The sequence below is a fragment of the Allorhizobium pseudoryzae genome, assembly GCF_011046245.1.
Taxonomy (GTDB): domain Bacteria; phylum Pseudomonadota; class Alphaproteobacteria; order Rhizobiales; family Rhizobiaceae; genus Neorhizobium; species Neorhizobium pseudoryzae.
The window spans coordinates 2,126,298-2,140,626 of record NZ_CP049241.1 but is presented as its reverse complement, the minus strand read 5'-3'; the positions used below and the strand labels follow the sequence as shown (position 1 = coordinate 2,140,626).

The 14,329-nt window shown below is 63.1% G+C and carries 14 protein-coding genes; 8 read left to right on the top strand and 6 right to left on the bottom strand.

What is annotated here, in order from left to right:
* Positions 1-148: 148 nt before the first annotated feature.
* The gene (gene ctrA, locus G6N78_RS10320; protein WP_165218059.1) at positions 149-850 is read left to right on the top strand and encodes a response regulator transcription factor CtrA; all 702 of its coding nucleotides are present in this window, start codon (positions 149-151) and stop codon (positions 848-850) included.
* 181 nt (positions 851-1,031) lie between these two features.
* On the opposite strand, the gene G6N78_RS10315 is transcribed toward ctrA, so the two are convergent.
* Together G6N78_RS10315 and chpT are read right to left on the bottom strand one after the other, a co-directional pair.
* Positions 1,032-1,394, bottom strand: a complete 363-nt coding sequence (locus tag G6N78_RS10315) for a response regulator (protein WP_165218057.1) — start codon at positions 1,392-1,394, stop codon at positions 1,032-1,034.
* A 111-nt stretch (positions 1,395-1,505) separates the two neighbouring features.
* Positions 1,506-2,153: a histidine phosphotransferase ChpT gene (gene chpT, locus G6N78_RS10310; RefSeq protein WP_165218055.1), complete on the bottom strand. Its 648-nt coding sequence runs from the start codon at positions 2,151-2,153 to the stop codon at positions 1,506-1,508.
* A gap of 197 nt (positions 2,154-2,350) precedes the next feature.
* On the opposite strand from chpT, the gene G6N78_RS10305 reads away from it, so the two are divergent.
* Positions 2,351-2,944: a DUF1134 domain-containing protein gene (locus tag G6N78_RS10305; RefSeq protein ID WP_165218053.1), complete on the top strand. Its 594-nt coding sequence runs from the start codon at positions 2,351-2,353 to the stop codon at positions 2,942-2,944.
* A gap of 159 nt (positions 2,945-3,103) precedes the next feature.
* Positions 3,104-4,288, top strand: coding sequence for a coiled-coil domain-containing protein (locus G6N78_RS10300; protein WP_165218051.1), 1,185 nt, complete (start codon positions 3,104-3,106; stop codon positions 4,286-4,288).
* Positions 4,289-4,301: 13 nt separating this feature from the next.
* On the opposite strand, the gene G6N78_RS10295 is transcribed toward G6N78_RS10300, so the two are convergent.
* A complete protein-coding gene (locus tag G6N78_RS10295; RefSeq protein ID WP_165218049.1) occupies positions 4,302-5,138 on the bottom strand; it encodes a TrmH family RNA methyltransferase in 837 nt (278 codons plus the stop codon).
* Between the two features lie 2 nt (positions 5,139-5,140).
* Positions 5,141-5,524 (bottom strand): hypothetical protein, encoded by a 384-nt coding sequence (locus G6N78_RS10290; protein ID WP_165218047.1) that lies wholly within the window; start codon positions 5,522-5,524, stop codon positions 5,141-5,143.
* Positions 5,525-5,564: 40 nt separating this feature from the next.
* Here G6N78_RS10290 and G6N78_RS10285 point away from each other — a divergent pair, with 40 nt between their 5' ends.
* The 3 genes from G6N78_RS10285 (at position 5,565) to rpoH (ending at position 8,103) form a co-directional block, all read left to right on the top strand.
* Positions 5,565-6,593 carry an RluA family pseudouridine synthase gene (locus tag G6N78_RS10285; protein ID WP_165218045.1) on the top strand — a complete coding sequence of 343 codons (1,029 nt, stop codon included), beginning with the start codon at positions 5,565-5,567 and terminating at the stop codon, positions 6,591-6,593.
* A gap of 64 nt (positions 6,594-6,657) precedes the next feature.
* The gene (locus G6N78_RS10280) at positions 6,658-6,933 is read left to right on the top strand and encodes a helix-turn-helix domain-containing protein (RefSeq protein ID WP_165218043.1); all 276 of its coding nucleotides are present in this window, start codon (positions 6,658-6,660) and stop codon (positions 6,931-6,933) included.
* A 261-nt stretch (positions 6,934-7,194) separates the two neighbouring features.
* Positions 7,195-8,103, top strand: a complete 909-nt coding sequence (gene rpoH, locus G6N78_RS10275; protein WP_165218041.1) for an RNA polymerase sigma factor RpoH — start codon at positions 7,195-7,197, stop codon at positions 8,101-8,103.
* Between the two features lie 149 nt (positions 8,104-8,252).
* Here the strand turns inward: rpoH and G6N78_RS10270 are convergent, their stop codons facing one another.
* Both G6N78_RS10270 and G6N78_RS10265 read right to left on the bottom strand, forming a co-directional pair.
* Positions 8,253-10,901: a hypothetical protein gene (locus tag G6N78_RS10270; RefSeq protein WP_165218039.1), complete on the bottom strand. Its 2,649-nt coding sequence runs from the start codon at positions 10,899-10,901 to the stop codon at positions 8,253-8,255.
* 60 nt (positions 10,902-10,961) lie between these two features.
* The gene (locus tag G6N78_RS10265) at positions 10,962-12,260 is read right to left on the bottom strand and encodes an adenylosuccinate synthase (RefSeq protein WP_165218037.1); all 1,299 of its coding nucleotides are present in this window, start codon (positions 12,258-12,260) and stop codon (positions 10,962-10,964) included.
* Positions 12,261-12,460: 200 nt separating this feature from the next.
* On the opposite strand from G6N78_RS10265, the gene G6N78_RS10260 reads away from it, so the two are divergent.
* Together G6N78_RS10260 and G6N78_RS10255 are read left to right on the top strand one after the other, a co-directional pair.
* The gene (locus G6N78_RS10260) at positions 12,461-13,348 is read left to right on the top strand and encodes a DMT family transporter (protein ID WP_165218035.1); all 888 of its coding nucleotides are present in this window, start codon (positions 12,461-12,463) and stop codon (positions 13,346-13,348) included.
* A gap of 122 nt (positions 13,349-13,470) precedes the next feature.
* A complete protein-coding gene (locus G6N78_RS10255) occupies positions 13,471-14,268 on the top strand; it encodes a creatininase family protein (RefSeq protein WP_165218033.1) in 798 nt (265 codons plus the stop codon).
* Positions 14,269-14,329 lie beyond the last annotated feature (61 nt).

Sequence of the window (14,329 nt, the reverse complement as noted above, 5' to 3'; positions counted from 1 at the left end):
TACCAAGCTTGTTTAACGAAATTCTGAGCCTTGCCAAAGGGAGTCAGAGTTTGTTAACCAATTGGTGTCAGCTTCCAAATCAGGCAACGTCTGGATCCGTTTCGCGTTAGGGGGCATTCACACCTTCGCGGCGGTAAAGGGGAAAATTATGCGGGTTCTACTCATCGAAGATGACAGCGCGACTGCTCAGAGCATCGAGCTGATGCTCAAGTCCGAGAGCTTCAACGTCTACACGACGGATCTCGGCGAGGAGGGCGTCGATCTGGGAAAGCTGTACGACTACGACATCATTCTGCTCGACCTCAACCTGCCGGACATGTCCGGTTACGAGGTTCTGCGCACTCTGCGTCTGTCGAAGGTCAAAACACCGATCCTGATCCTGTCCGGCATGGCCGGTATCGAGGATAAGGTTCGCGGCCTCGGCTTCGGCGCCGACGACTACATGACCAAGCCGTTCCACAAGGACGAGCTGGTTGCACGCATCCACGCCATCGTCCGCCGTTCGAAGGGCCATGCCCAGTCGATCATCGTGACCGGCGAACTGGTGGTGAATCTGGATGCCAAGACCGTGGAAGTGGGCGGCCAGCGCGTTCACCTGACGGGCAAGGAATACCAGATGCTCGAGCTGCTTTCGCTGCGCAAGGGCACGACGCTGACGAAGGAAATGTTCCTTAACCACCTTTATGGCGGCATGGACGAACCGGAACTGAAGATTATCGACGTCTTCATCTGCAAGCTGCGCAAGAAGCTTGCCAATGCGGCGGGCGGTGCAAACTACATCGAAACCGTTTGGGGCCGCGGTTATGTGCTGCGCGAGCCGGACGGGGCGGAATACGCCGAAACCGCCTGATTTCGCCTGCCAGACCGCCGAATATTCCCATCATCTGATGCGCGCCCGGGTCTCTGATCCGGGCGTTTTGCCGTTTGGGACCGAGAACTTTCAAGCCCGTTTCCAGGTCGCCAACGCAAAACCCCTCCGCCGGGTCGGACGAAGGGGTTGAAATTCAGGCCGCGCGGAGGATGGGGGCGTCTTAAGCCGCAGCCGGAATGTTGGCGAAGACCGAGGTGAGGATCTTGCGATCGAAGGGCTTCAGCAGGAAGTCGTTGGCGCCGGCACGCTTGCCTGCCATCATCTTCTTCAGATCCGCCTCGATCACGCAGTAATAGATGCGCACCTTATCGCCCTCCGGCAACGATCGGACGCCGGAGATCAGCTCCAGCGCACCCTCCAGGTTGGCATCGACGATCAGCACGTCCGGAAGCTCGGCCTGGCAGCGCGACATCGCTTCGCGGTCGCTGGAAGCTTCCGCAACCAGAAAGCCCAGTTCCGAGAGGATGCGCTTGGCCACCGTGCGGACGATGTCGGATGTGTCTGCAATCATCAGGCGCCGCATGAGAACCTCCTCCAGCCACGGGCACGAGCCCCGCCACGCCCGGACCAGGGTTCCGGGCACTTCAACTGGAAGCTTAGTCGGCGACCGCTAAGGAAGGGTTACCGGAAAGAATCAGACGATCGCGGTTTCCGCGATGAAGGCGATGCGATCCTCGGACACCACATGCTTCAGTTCCATGCCGCACTCCTCGGCCAGAACAACCGTGTAGTAGGGCTGGATCGTGTGGGCGTCGATCGCTTCTTCCAGCGTGCCGCTGCTGACTTCCACATATTTCTGCGGCAGGCGCAGCATGCGGCCCTTGGTGGTGATGGTGAACTTGGCATCCGTTTCCGGATTTTCCAGCAGGACGTCCAGCGAGCCGCCGCGCGGGATGGAGCTGTAGGCCACCATGAACAGGTTGAGCAGCAGCTTCACCTTGTTCTTCGGAATGATGGCGCGTGGACCGCTCCAGGTGACTTCGGTCTTCTTTTCGGCAGCGGCGAAATCCTTGGCAGCCTTTTCCGCCTCGCCCGTATCGATGGACGCACCGACGGAGCCGGAGGCGCCAAAGGCGAGCCGGGCAAACTTGAGGCGCACCGAGGCATTCAGCGCGGAGGTGCGGATGAGGTCGAGCGCGTCGGCATCGGTGCCGCCTTCATCCAGCAGTTCGAGACCATTGTTGATGGCCCCGACCGGCGAGATGACGTCATGGCACACCCGGCTGCACAGGAGCGCTGCCAGATCGGGACCGCTGAGGGTGAGATTCGGGTTCTTCGACATGGACTGGGTTCCTGATGTGAGCGTCTATCACGTGAAATTTTCACGAAAAGCTTGTGCGGGTGTGATGGCAGACCATGACGAACCGCGATTGCCGCCATAATGACACCATTTTTGGTAAACCGCTTGTTAACAGGATCAACGCAAGATGCTGCTGCCGCGACACTCGGCATCGTAATGAACAAAAAATGGAGAGGCCAATGCGCTTCGACAGAGTTTTCGGCTCGGTACAACTGTTTGCCGCCTTGCTCGTTTCCGCGTTTTTCGCGCTTCCGGTCTTCACTGCCAAGGCACAGCAGGCCCAGAACAGTTCGCAATACAGCGTTCAGGAAATTGTCGATGCCGGCCATGGCTTTTTCGGCTCCACCACCGGCGGTCTTGCCAAGGTGGTCGAACAGGCCTTTCAGCAATACGGCCTGCCGAATGGCTACATCCTCGGGCAGGAAGGCTCCGGTGCCTTCATCGCCGGCCTCACCTATGGCGAAGGCGAGCTTTACACCAAGAATGCCGGCAATCATCCCGCCTTCTGGCAAGGTCCATCGCTCGGGCTCGACTATGGCGGCCAGGGCGCCCGCACCATGATGCTCGTCTACAACCTGCCCGACATCCAGAGCCTCTATTCCCGTTTCGGCGGCGTCAGTGGATCGGCCTTCGTCGTCGCCGGTGTCGGGATGACGGCGCTGAAGAACGAGCACGTCGTCATCGTGCCGATCCGCACCGGTATTGGCGCCCGCCTCGGCGTCAATGTCGGCTACCTCAAATTCACCCAGGCGCCGACCTGGAACCCGTTCTGATCGATAAACCCCGTAGTTTCGTACAAACGGCGCTATTGCCGCCCTGCAAGGGATGTTTTAGCTCTATCGATAACACCAATCTATGATGGACCGCCTGTGATCGAGTTCGCGCTATTGTTTGGCCTGGGTTTTCTCAGCGCAACTCTGATCGTGATGGTCATGGCACCTGCCGTTCACCGGCGGGTGGTGCGCTATACAGAAAATCGGCTCAAGGCGACGATGCCGATCAGCCCGGCGGAAGTGCGCGCCCAACGAGACATGGCGCGCGCCGTCTACGCCGCGGAAAATGCCCGCACGAAGCAGGACCTGATAGAGGAGCGCGACCGCGCCACGGCGTTGCAGATCCGCTTTGACAGACTGGCGGCCGAGACCACCGAACTGCACGCCGCCAATCACGACATGCAGATGCAGATCGACACCATGAGCAGCGAAGCCGCCGACCTTCGCTCTCGCCTGCGCCGCGAGGAAGGCTTCATCCTGCAGCTGAAGCAATCGCTGGCGCTGATCGAGAGCACGCTGGAGGCCAAGAACGAGGAGACGGACGCGCTGCAGAAGCGCATCAGCCGCATCCTGACGGACCTCGATGACCTGAAGATCTCGCTTGCTGCCCGGGATACCGAACTGGAAAACACCCGCGTTCGCACGGAAAACCTGCGCGAGGAACGGCAGACGCTGCGCAGCGAAGTCAAGCTTCTGACCGCAAGGGCCAAGGAAGCCGAAACGCAACTGCAAGAGGAAAAGCGGCGCCTCGCACGGCTGGACGAGAAACTCGCCCGCGAAATCGCGGCGAGGACCGATCTTGCAACCCGGCTGGAGCGTCGCGAAGAGGAACTTGCCCGCGCAAGAGGACGGGCAAAGACGGTGAAGGCCGAGCTTTGGCAGCCGGTCACCGGCAACTATCCGCTGAAGCCGATCAACGGCGCGAATTTGTCCGGGCTGATGTCGTTGCAGGATACGCCAGACGACGGTTTGGATGAGCAGACCCCGGATCAAATTGCCCTAGAGGCGAGCGCCCCGCAGCCGGCAGAGCCTGCACAGAACGTGACCCCGATGATCGACCTGACGAGTTTTGCCGACGATATCCGCAACCGCAGCACGGCGCTGGCGGCGCAGCTGTCGAAATCGAAGAGCAAGAAGGCTCAGGATGCGCTGCGCCGGGAACTCGCCAGCATCGCGGCCGACATGGTGGCTTTGACCGCAGCACTCGAGGGGGCTGGATCGCCGATTCCGGCGCTTCTGGCAAAGGAGAGCGACGAGCAGCGCCAGACGGGTCGCGAAAGCCTCGCCGCCCGCGCCCGCAAGACCTATGTCAGCCTCGTTCCGCAGGCCGATCCTGGCAAATAATCACCCTGCCAATCTAGATCAGCCGCTGCAGGCGGGCGATCTCGTAGAGGGCGATCCCCGTCGCCGTCGCCGCATTCAGGCTGTCGAGGCCGGGGCGCTGCGGAATACGGGCGGAGCGGAACCGCGCCAGAACCTCCGGTGGGAGCCCCTCGCCTTCCGTTCCCGTCACAAGCGCAATGCCACGGCCCGGGGGGATGTCGCGCAGATCCACCGCGCCGCGCGGCGATAGCCCCCAGATGGCAAAACCCGCCCGATCGACCGTCTGCAGCAGATCAAGCACCTGTCCACCCCGCGCATAGGGCACCGACAGCACCGCACCCACCGACACGCGCAGAGCCTTGCGGTAGAGCGGATCACAGCACAGACCATCCATCAGCACGGCAGACGCCCCGAAGGCGGCGGCATTGCGGAAGATCGCACCCAGATTGTCGTGATTGGAAATGCCGCAGGCAATCACCACAAGCGCCGGATCGGGCGCTGTTCTCAGCAGATCGGGCACCTCGGGCAGGCAAAGCCGGCGGCCGAGCGCCAGCACGCCGCGATGGAGATGGAAACCGGCAATCGCATCCAGCACGGCCCCGGAGGCGACATAGACCGGCACCTCCGCCGGAAAGGCCTCAAGCAGTTCGCCAAGCCCCGCGACCCGGTTTTCCAGGAGCAGGACCTTCTCCGCCCGAAAGGCACCGCCCGCCGCATGGGCGGCGGCGAGCATGCGCAGCACCACCGTCCCTTCGGCAATGAAACCGCCTGCCCGTCCGACGAGATCCTTCTCCTTGATGTCGCGGAATTCGGCGATACGCGGATCGCCGGCATCCTCGATGCGGATTATCTCTCGGGCGGGCACAGGCATGATCAGTGTTCGGCAACCGTCACGTCGGCGATGATCCGCCCGACGGAGAGATCGAAGATCATCACCTTGCGGGCGCCGGCAAGCGTGCCGTAGAACAGGATCTGGCTGCCGGAATTCGAGACCGACTGGATGACGAAGCCGGTCGGCAGGGTGGCCGTGGCGGCAAGCGGCTGGTCGGCCGGAACCGCAAAGCCGCCGGGAGCCGCGGGCTTTGCCGCCTCGCTGCTGTTCGACGCCTTGTAGACAACGGCCACCAAGACCGCCATAAGGCTGACAAACATGATGCCGGCCGAAACGATCTGCAGGCGCACCATCTTGCGGCGGACCTTTTCCATCACCGGATCGAGCGGCTCTTCCTCCAGGTGCTCCGGTTCGTGATTGGCCATGGTGCTGGGCGTCCTTGCTGAGATTGATCTGGAAAACAAAATGAACGACCCCTTTAACGAAGCTTCCCGCCCGAGGAAAGTCCTGACCGCCGGCGAAGATGCCGAAGGCCGGCTGGATTCCTGGCTTGCCGCCGAACTGGACGGCGAATTTTCGAGAAGCCGCATCAAGGCGCTGATCGAACAGGGCGCAGTATCCCTCAACGGAACACCCTGCACCGAAGCGAGAAAGAAGATCCGCGCCGGGGATCTGGTCGAGATCGGCCTGCCCGAACCGGAAGATCCGGAACCGAAGGGCGAGGATATCCCGCTCGACGTGCTCTACGAGGACGCTGACCTGATCGTGATCGCCAAGCCCGCCGGGCTGGTCGTGCATCCGGGCGCCGGCAACTGGACCGGTACGCTGGTCAATGCGCTGATCCACCACTGCGGCGACAGCCTGTCGGGCATCGGCGGCGTCAAGCGCCCCGGCATCGTGCACCGGCTGGACAAGGAAACCAGCGGCGTGATGGTGGTGGCGAAAAACGATGTCGCCCACCGGCATCTGGCCGCCCAGTTTGCCGATCACGGCCGCACCGGCGATCTGGAACGTGCCTATATCGCGCTCGTCTGGGGCCGCCCGCAGCAACTGCGCGGCACGATCGACGCCCCGCTCGGTCGTTCGAGTGCCGACCGCACCAAGCGCAGCGTCAAGCGCGAGGAGGCGATGGATGCCCGCGAGGCCGTCACCCATTACGAGGTGGTGGAGCGTTTTCTCGAGCAGGAGGACGCGACCTGCCTGGCCTCGCTGGTCGAATGCCGGCTGGAAACGGGCCGGACCCACCAGATCCGCGTGCACATGGCCCATATCGGCCATCCGCTGATCGGCGACCCGGAATATGGCGCCGCCTTCAAGACCAAGGCGAACCGCCTGCCGGAGGCGGCAAAGGCGGTGGTCAACCGTTTTCACCGCCAGGCCCTGCATGCCTATCTGCTGGCCTTCGAACACCCGCGCACCGGCGAGGTGATGGAATTCGAGGCCCCGGTTCCGGCGGACCTGGAGGAACTCTTGGAGGCGCTGCGGGAGAGCTGACGCCTGGCTACGCCACGGACCGACGGGCATTTACAGCGCTACGGACATTCCGTAGGTTACCGGCATGAACGAGCCTATCATTCTACCGGCTGATCCCTCCGATCCGGATGATTTCGACGTGACGGCAGAGGGCCTCGAACGGGCACAGCGCGCGCGCCTGATCCGTCGCACACGAACAGGCCTTGGCCTGTCGCAGGTGGAGTTTGCCGATCGGTTCAAGGTACCCGTCGGCACGCTGCGGGACTGGGAACAGGCCCGAACCACAGCACCGGATTTTGCCATCGCCTATGTCCGGGTGATCAGCCAGTTTCCAGAGATGGTGGCGCAAGCCGTCGCATAAGCGCTGCGTAAGAGCTGCTTTCGCATTGCCTCTTCTCCGTCCAATGATCCAAGCCACGCCCGCCCCGTAATGTCATAACGAGGACGTGAGCGCGGGCGAGTGCTTGAATCACCCTTCTGCCGCACTTATCTGTTACGTGGATTGGTGCGGGGTCGAGGGAAAAGACCCGCGCCGACAAGGCTCGCCACCGGGTGAGACCCAAGGATTTTCGTCCAGGGGATTGCCCACGGGAGCCGCACAAGGATCAGAAGGGGGTGCTTTATGGCCCGCAATACTCTACCATCGATTACGTCCGGCGAAGCCGGTCTCAACCGTTATCTCGATGAAATCCGCAAGTTCCCGATGCTGGAGCCGCAGCAGGAATACATGCTCGCCAAGCGTTATGCGGAACATGGGGATCGTGACGCCGCCCATCAACTGGTGACCAGCCATCTGCGCCTCGTGGCGAAGATCGCCATGGGTTATCGCGGCTACGGCCTGCCGATCGGCGAAGTGGTCTCCGAAGGCAATGTCGGCCTGATGCAGGCGGTGAAGAAGTTCGACCCCGAGCGCGGCTTCCGTCTCGCGACCTATGCCATGTGGTGGATCAAAGCGTCGATCCAGGAATATATCCTGCGCTCCTGGTCGCTGGTGAAGATGGGAACGACCGCCAACCAGAAGCGGCTGTTCTTCAACCTGCGCCGCCTGAAGGGCAAGATCCAGGCGATCGAGGAAGGCGACCTGAAGCCAGACCAGGTCAAGGAAATCGCCACCAAGCTGAACGTCTCGGAAGAGGAAGTGGTGTCGATGAACCGCCGCCTCACCGGCGACGCATCGCTCAACGCACCGATCCGCGCGACCGAAGGCGAATCCGGCCAGTGGCAGGATTGGCTGGTGGACGAGCACGACAGCCAGGAAGCGGTGCTAATCGAACAGGACGAACTCGAAACCCGCCGCCGCATGCTGGAAAAGGCCTTGGGCGTTCTGAACGAACGCGAACGCCGCATCTTCGAAGCCCGCCGCCTGTCCGAAGATCCGGTGACGCTGGAAGAACTCTCGTCCGAATTCGACATCAGCCGAGAGCGTGTCCGCCAGATTGAGGTGCGCGCCTTCGAAAAGGTCCAGGAGGCCGTGCAGAAGGAAGCGCTCGCCCAGGCGAAGGCCCTGCGCGTCGTGGATGTCGATGCCTGATCCGAAAACGTCGCGCCGAAAGAACCAAGCCGCCCCCGACCGGGCGGCTTTTTTTGGTCTCATAGAAATCCTGCCGCCGGCTCAAACGAAAAGATCCGCCGGACGCTTGGTCCCGGCGGATCTCAGATCGTCAGCGCTGGCGACTAATCCTACTGGCCCTGCTGCGGTGCCAGGGCGCCCCATTCGCGGATCGCCTCGTCGAAGGCCTTGGTTCCGTCCGGGCCCTTCTGCATGGTCAGCAGTGCCCGGCGACCGGTGTTGTAGACCAGCGGCACGTCCATCCAGTTGCGGGTGCGCAGGAGTTCCATGTTGCGGGCGCGCGCATCCGGAAAATCGTTCAGCGCCACCATGTGGAAGTCAGCCGTGATCTTCGCCGGGACCGCAATCAGCGGATCGCCACGATCCTGCTCCGTCGATTTCATCGAGATGCGCGAAACGCTGTCGATCGCGCCGCCTTCGAAATCCTTCGGCAGCGAGAAGACGAACTCCACCAGATGGCTTGCCGGCAGCGAGGCATCCGTGTTGCGCTTGAAGGTGACGAGCGCCGTCAGGCCGCGATCGGGAATGTTGATGCGGCCCTGAACCACCGGCTCCGGACGTCCGTTCTCGCCCGATTCGTTCTGCAGCGACCAGGAAACGGTGCCTTCGACGGCAATCGGGGTCGATTGGCCGACGCGCTCTTCATAAAGGAAGATCTTCTGGCCCGCGAGTGCTGGCGCCTCTGCCGGGGTCTGCGCGGGAGCCGTCGGCGATGTGGCAGGCGGCGTGGCCTGTGCGGCCGCACCATTGGCCGGCTGACCGGCAGCGGGCTCCGCCGGCGGCGCATTCAACTGCGCCACAGATTGTCCGCTGGCACTGGCCTGCGGACCGCCCGATCCCTGATCCACCTCGGTCCCATCCGCAAGAAGCCTCTGGGTGAACTTGGTCGGGCCGGCTGGTTCGCCGGGCGTAGAGGCGGGTGTGGCAGCAGGAGCCGAGCCGCCATTCGCCGCCGGGGTCGTCGCCGGTGCTGTCGGGCTGGTCTGTGCCGTTGCCCCCGGGTTTGCCGCGGGTGTTGCCGTTCCGGAAGCCTCCGGCCCTGCGCCGTTTCCGACCAGCGAGTTCAGGGCCGAACGGTTCATCCAGATCGCGTAGCCACCGCCACCCAGCAGGGCAAGCCCCAGCACGGCAAGCAGGATCACCGCATAACTGCGCTTCGGTTTCGGCTTGATGCGGTAGGACTTGGCAACCGGGGCCGCCATCAGCGCTTCGAGTTCGGCGCTGTCGGCCCGACCGTCCCGTGCGCCTGCGGCGGATCCGCCGGCAGCAACCGTGCCGTCGGCATTGCGGTCGTAACCGATCAGCTCTTCCAGGTCGTTCCACGGATCATCCGCATCGGCTGGCGCCGGCGCAATCTTCGCGGTGGTGGCCGTCGGCTGTAAAAATTCGCCGAGCGGATCCTCATCGAAATCCGGTTCGGCAGACCGCGCCGGCGGCGCCGTCAGGTCCGGAAGGTCGGAGACGGCCGGCATGCGCGGCTGAGCGGTTGCATGCTGCTCGTCATCAAAATGGGCGCTAAAGATGTCTTCCGGTTCGACCGCATCGCGTGCGGCGGCCGTCTGCATGCCGATCTCGGCAGGCATGGCCCAGTCCGGCTCGGAGGCGCCCTGTGCCGGCTCGTCCGCCGGCGGCTGGCTCTCCGCAAGCCGGTGATCGGCCTCCACGGTCGCCTCGGGAAGATACCAGTCGTTGGTCTCGGCGGCCGGAGCCGGCTCGTCTAGATAGGGATCGGAAGACACAATCGGAGCCGTCGAGGGCGCATCCGGCCACTCGCTGCGGGCACGGGCAAAGTTTGACCGCGGCTGGTCGAAATCGGCGAGCACATCGGCTGCCGGTTCGACCACGGGTCCCGTGCCATACGGCACCGCTTCGGCCTCTACCGCCGTCTCTTCCGGTCCGATGTCCGGCGCACTGTCCACATGCTCGTGGTAGGTTGCCTGGTCATAGACGACTTCGCGGTGCTCATGCGCAACCGGTTCGATGGCGGGCGCTGCCTCTTCGGGGCGCCAATCGACCACCGGATCAGCAGCAGGCTCGACGACCGGCTCTTCCGGCTGTTCGGTGACCGGTTCATAGGCCGGCTCGTGTACAGGTTCCGGCACCGGTTCATACACGGGTTCCGGCGAGTTCCACGAACCGTCATTCTGCGGCGCGGCTTCGGCGGCCTGGGGTTCATCGCCGAACGGATCGGCAGACGGCTGCGACGGAGCGGGAGAATAGACTTCTGCTACCGGCTCGGTCTCGAGCGGCTCCCCATCGGTCTGCGCATCGAAAGGATCGCTTGCCGGAGAAACCGCGTCCGTGGCCTCGTCCTGCGGATAGGCATGGTCGGGAGCCGGAGCGTAAGGCTCCGCAACCGTTTCCGGCTCAGAGTAGTCCTGCGGCAGGCGGTCGTCCGCCTCGGCATCATGTGCGGCCGGTTCAACCGGCTGTTCGTCTACCGGCTGCGGTTCGGGATGAAGATCCTCTTCGGCGCTCTCTTCCGGTGCGGCATAGGCGGCTGCGGCGGCAACCGGCGGCACCGGTGCGGCAGGTTCGGGCGGCAGCGCCTCCGCATGCTCGGCTTCCACGGCGGCAATGGCCGCGTCCAGCTTTTCCAACTGGCGACGCAGCATCTCGTCCGAAGGGCGCGGCTTCATGTTCTCCAGCTGCCGCTGAACGGCGCTGCGAGCCTTCTCATAAACCCGGACACGCATCTCGGGAGTATTGTTCGCCAGGCCATCGACGGCCCGGCGAATAACCGCTACAAAATCAGCCATTGATACTTTCTCTTGATCACCGGCATTGGCGCCGAGTGAAAAGGTAGATAGCGCCGGACTTTAGTCTTCAAACGGGTCCGTCACAAGTATTGTGTCGTCGCGCTCCGGACTGGTGGAGAGGAGCGCCACCGGCGCACCGATAAGCTCCTCCACCTGGCGCACATATTTGATTGCCTGTGCCGGCAGATCCGCCCATTTGCGGGCGCCGACGGTGGATTCCTTCCAGCCTTCCAGCGTGATGTAGATCGGCTCGACACGCGCCTGGGCCGCCTGGGCCGCCGGCAGGTAATCGATCTCCTGACCATCCAGCTTGTAGCCGACGCAGATCTTCAGTTCGTCCAGGCCATCCAGCACGTCGAGCTTGGTGAGCGCGATGCCGGTGATGCCGTTCGTGGCGACCGACTGGCGCACAAGCGCCGCATCGAACCAGCCGCAGCGACGCTTACGCCCGGTAACTGTGCCGAATTCATGGCCGCGCTCGCCCAAAAACTGGCCGACCTCGTCCGTCAGTTCCGTCGGGAACGGACCTTCGCCGACGCGCGTCGTATAGGCCTTGGTGATACCGAGGATGTAGCCGAGCGAGCCCGGCCCCATGCCGGAGCCTGCTGCAGCCTGGCCGGCAACCGTGTTCGACGAGGTCACGAAGGGATAGGTGCCGTGGTCGATATCGAGCAGCGAGCCCTGCGCGCCTTCAAACAGGATGCGCGAGCCCTTGCGGCGCTCCTTGTCGAGCATGTTCCAGACCGAATCCATGAACGGCAGGACGCGATCGGCGATCGAGGTGAGTTCCTCCATGATCGTCTTGTGTTCGACTTCCGGAGCGCCAAAGCCACGGCGCAGCGCATTGTGGTGGGTGAGGATCCGCTCGACCTTGCCTTCCAGCGCGTCGAGATCGGCGAGATCCATCACGCGGATGGCGCGGCGACCGACCTTGTCCTCATAGGCCGGGCCGATGCCGCGTCGCGTGGTGCCGATCTTCGTGCCGCTGTTGGTGGCGGCATCTTCGCGCATCCCGTCAAGCTCGCGATGCAGCGACAGGATCAGCGTGGCATTTTCGGCAATCCGCAGGTTCTCCGGCGTCACCTCGACGCCTTGTGCCTTCAGGCGGCCGATTTCGGCGATGAGGGCATGCGGATCGACGACCACGCCATTGCCGATGACCGCCATCTTGCCCGGACGCACGACGCCCGACGGCAGCAGCGAAAGCTTGTAGCTGACGCCATCGATGACCAGCGTATGGCCGGCATTGTGACCGCCCTGGAAGCGCACGACGATGTCGGCCCGCTCCGAGAGCCAGTCGACGATCTTGCCCTTGCCCTCGTCACCCCACTGCGAACCGATTACCACGACATTCGTCATTTCGAAGCTTTCCTGCTGTACCTGCGGGCTCCGGACTCCCGCTCAAACCGGCGCATCTATACTGTGTCATTTTCGGGAAAGCGACACGTTTATGACCTTTCCGACTGTTTTTGCGTGACAGATTGCCGATGGAAGGGCTATTTCCCCATCCAACGAAGACCGGGAGGGCGCCGACGATCCCTTCATCCGGGAGGATACCCTTGCATTTGAGAGCCTATTTTTTCCTCATCCTCGCAACGCTGAGCTGGGGCGGCAATGCCGTCGTCGGCAAACTGGCCATCGGCCACATCAGCCCGATGATGCTGACCATGTGGCGGTGGATCTTTGCCTGCGCCATCATTTTCGCCATTTCCATTCCGCAGTTGAAGAAGGATTGGCCGGTCGTGAAGAACCATCTTCCGCTGATGGTTTTCCTGGGTGCGATCGGCTACACGCTCTTCAATGTGCTGCTGTATTCCGCCGTGCATTACACCACCGCGATCAACGTCACGATCGAGCAGGCCGGCATTCCCTTCCTGATCTTCCTCGCCAACTTCCTGCTGTTTCGCATCCGCATTTCGCTCGCCCAGGTGCTCGGCTTCTCCCTGACGCTGATCGGCGTCGGGCTGACAGCCTCGCACGGGGATCTGGCGACGCTGCTGTCGCTCAGCGTCAACTTCGGCGACGGCCTGATGCTGATCGCGGTCGTGGCCTATGCCGCCTACACGATCGCGCTGCGCTGGCGCCCGCCCGTCGACTGGCGCACGATGATGGCGATCCCGGCACTGGTGGCGCTATTGTGCACCCTGCCGCTCGTCACGTGGGAGTGGACCCGCGGCGCGATGATCTGGCCGGACGCGCCGGGCTGGGCGGCCGCCCTCTACACGGGTCTCTTCGCCTCGCTGATCGCGCAGATCTCCTACATCCAGGGCATCGAACAGATCGGCGCGAACCGGGCCGGCCTGTTCATCAATCTCGTTCCCGTCTTCGGCACCCTTCTGTCGGTCCTGATCATCGGCGAGGAATTGTACACCTTCCACATCGTGGCGCTCGTCCTGGCGCTCGGCGGCATCGCGATTGCCGAACGCTGGAAGCCGCAGGGCGGTTGAACCGCAAGGCGCTTGCTCAAGCGATCGCAAAAAGAGAGCAAGCCGCGCGGAATTTGGCGCTTTTCGGCCCCGCCGTGATCTCCTAACCAAGAGAGATGACGGGCAAGGAGACGAGACGCGCCATGGCCAAACCATTTTATTGGAACGAACTCAACACGCTGGATTTCGCGAGCCTGTCCGCCGACCGGACGATTGCCATCCTGCCGCTCGCCTCCACCGAACAGCACGGCCCGCATCTGCCGGTCGCCACCGATGTGGCGATCGCCAACGGCATGCTGGCCGAGTTGAAGCACCAGCGTCCGGACGATCTCGACATCCTGGTTCTGCCCACGCAGGAGATCGGCAAGGCGAACGAGCACATCTACGGTCCGGGCACCCTCTCCTATTCGGCCGAACTGCTGATCCCGATGTGGACGGCGATCGGCGGCAAGGTGGCGGAAGCTGGCGCGAAAAAGCTGGTGATGGTCAACTCGCACGGCGGCAATCTCGACATCATGAACATCGTCGCGCGAGAAATGCGCGTGCGCTTCGGCATGGCGGTGGTCGCCACCCAATGGGGCCGCTTCGGCCATCCGGACGGCATGGTGAGCGCGCACGAACAGGCCTTCGGCATTCACGGCGGCGAGGTGGAAACCTCGCTGATGCTTCACTTCCGCCCGGACCTGGTGCGCATGGACAAGGCAGAGAACTTTGCCTCCCGCGCCGAATGGATGAAGGAAAACACACGCTTCCTGCAGCCGCTGCCGCCCCATACGCTCGCCTGGATCGCCCACGACCTCAACCCCGCCGGCGTCGTCGGCAATGCCGCAGCCGGCACGGCGGACAAAGGCGAAGCCATCTGCCGCCATCAGGTGGCGGGCTTCATCGACCTGCTGCGCGATCTGGAAAGCTATCCGCTGAGCGCGCTGTATGCGCGGTGATCCGGGGTTCCTATTGAGGACCGATACGACCGTTTAGAAGCCAACTCCCCCTCTGGCCTGC

Bases quoted from the DNA above. Each gene is read 5' to 3' on its own strand.
- ctrA (WP_165218059.1), top strand. From the start codon at position 149: ATGCGGGTTCTACTCATCGAAGATGACAGCGCGACTGCTCAGAGCATC.
- G6N78_RS10315 (WP_165218057.1), bottom strand. From the start codon at position 1,394: ATGCGGCGCCTGATGATTGCAGACACATCCGACATCGTCCGCACGGTG.
- chpT (WP_165218055.1), bottom strand. From the start codon at position 2,153: ATGTCGAAGAACCCGAATCTCACCCTCAGCGGTCCCGATCTGGCAGCG.
- G6N78_RS10305 (WP_165218053.1), top strand. From the start codon at position 2,351: ATGCGCTTCGACAGAGTTTTCGGCTCGGTACAACTGTTTGCCGCCTTG.
- G6N78_RS10300 (WP_165218051.1), top strand. From the start codon at position 3,104: ATGGCACCTGCCGTTCACCGGCGGGTGGTGCGCTATACAGAAAATCGG.
- G6N78_RS10295 (WP_165218049.1), bottom strand. From the start codon at position 5,138: ATGCCTGTGCCCGCCCGAGAGATAATCCGCATCGAGGATGCCGGCGAT.
- G6N78_RS10290 (WP_165218047.1), bottom strand. From the start codon at position 5,524: ATGGCCAATCACGAACCGGAGCACCTGGAGGAAGAGCCGCTCGATCCG.
- G6N78_RS10285 (WP_165218045.1), top strand. From the start codon at position 5,565: ATGAACGACCCCTTTAACGAAGCTTCCCGCCCGAGGAAAGTCCTGACC.
- G6N78_RS10280 (WP_165218043.1), top strand. From the start codon at position 6,658: ATGAACGAGCCTATCATTCTACCGGCTGATCCCTCCGATCCGGATGAT.
- rpoH (WP_165218041.1), top strand. From the start codon at position 7,195: ATGGCCCGCAATACTCTACCATCGATTACGTCCGGCGAAGCCGGTCTC.
- G6N78_RS10270 (WP_165218039.1), bottom strand. From the start codon at position 10,901: ATGGCTGATTTTGTAGCGGTTATTCGCCGGGCCGTCGATGGCCTGGCG.
- G6N78_RS10265 (WP_165218037.1), bottom strand. From the start codon at position 12,260: ATGACGAATGTCGTGGTAATCGGTTCGCAGTGGGGTGACGAGGGCAAG.
- G6N78_RS10255 (WP_165218033.1), top strand. From the start codon at position 13,471: ATGGCCAAACCATTTTATTGGAACGAACTCAACACGCTGGATTTCGCG.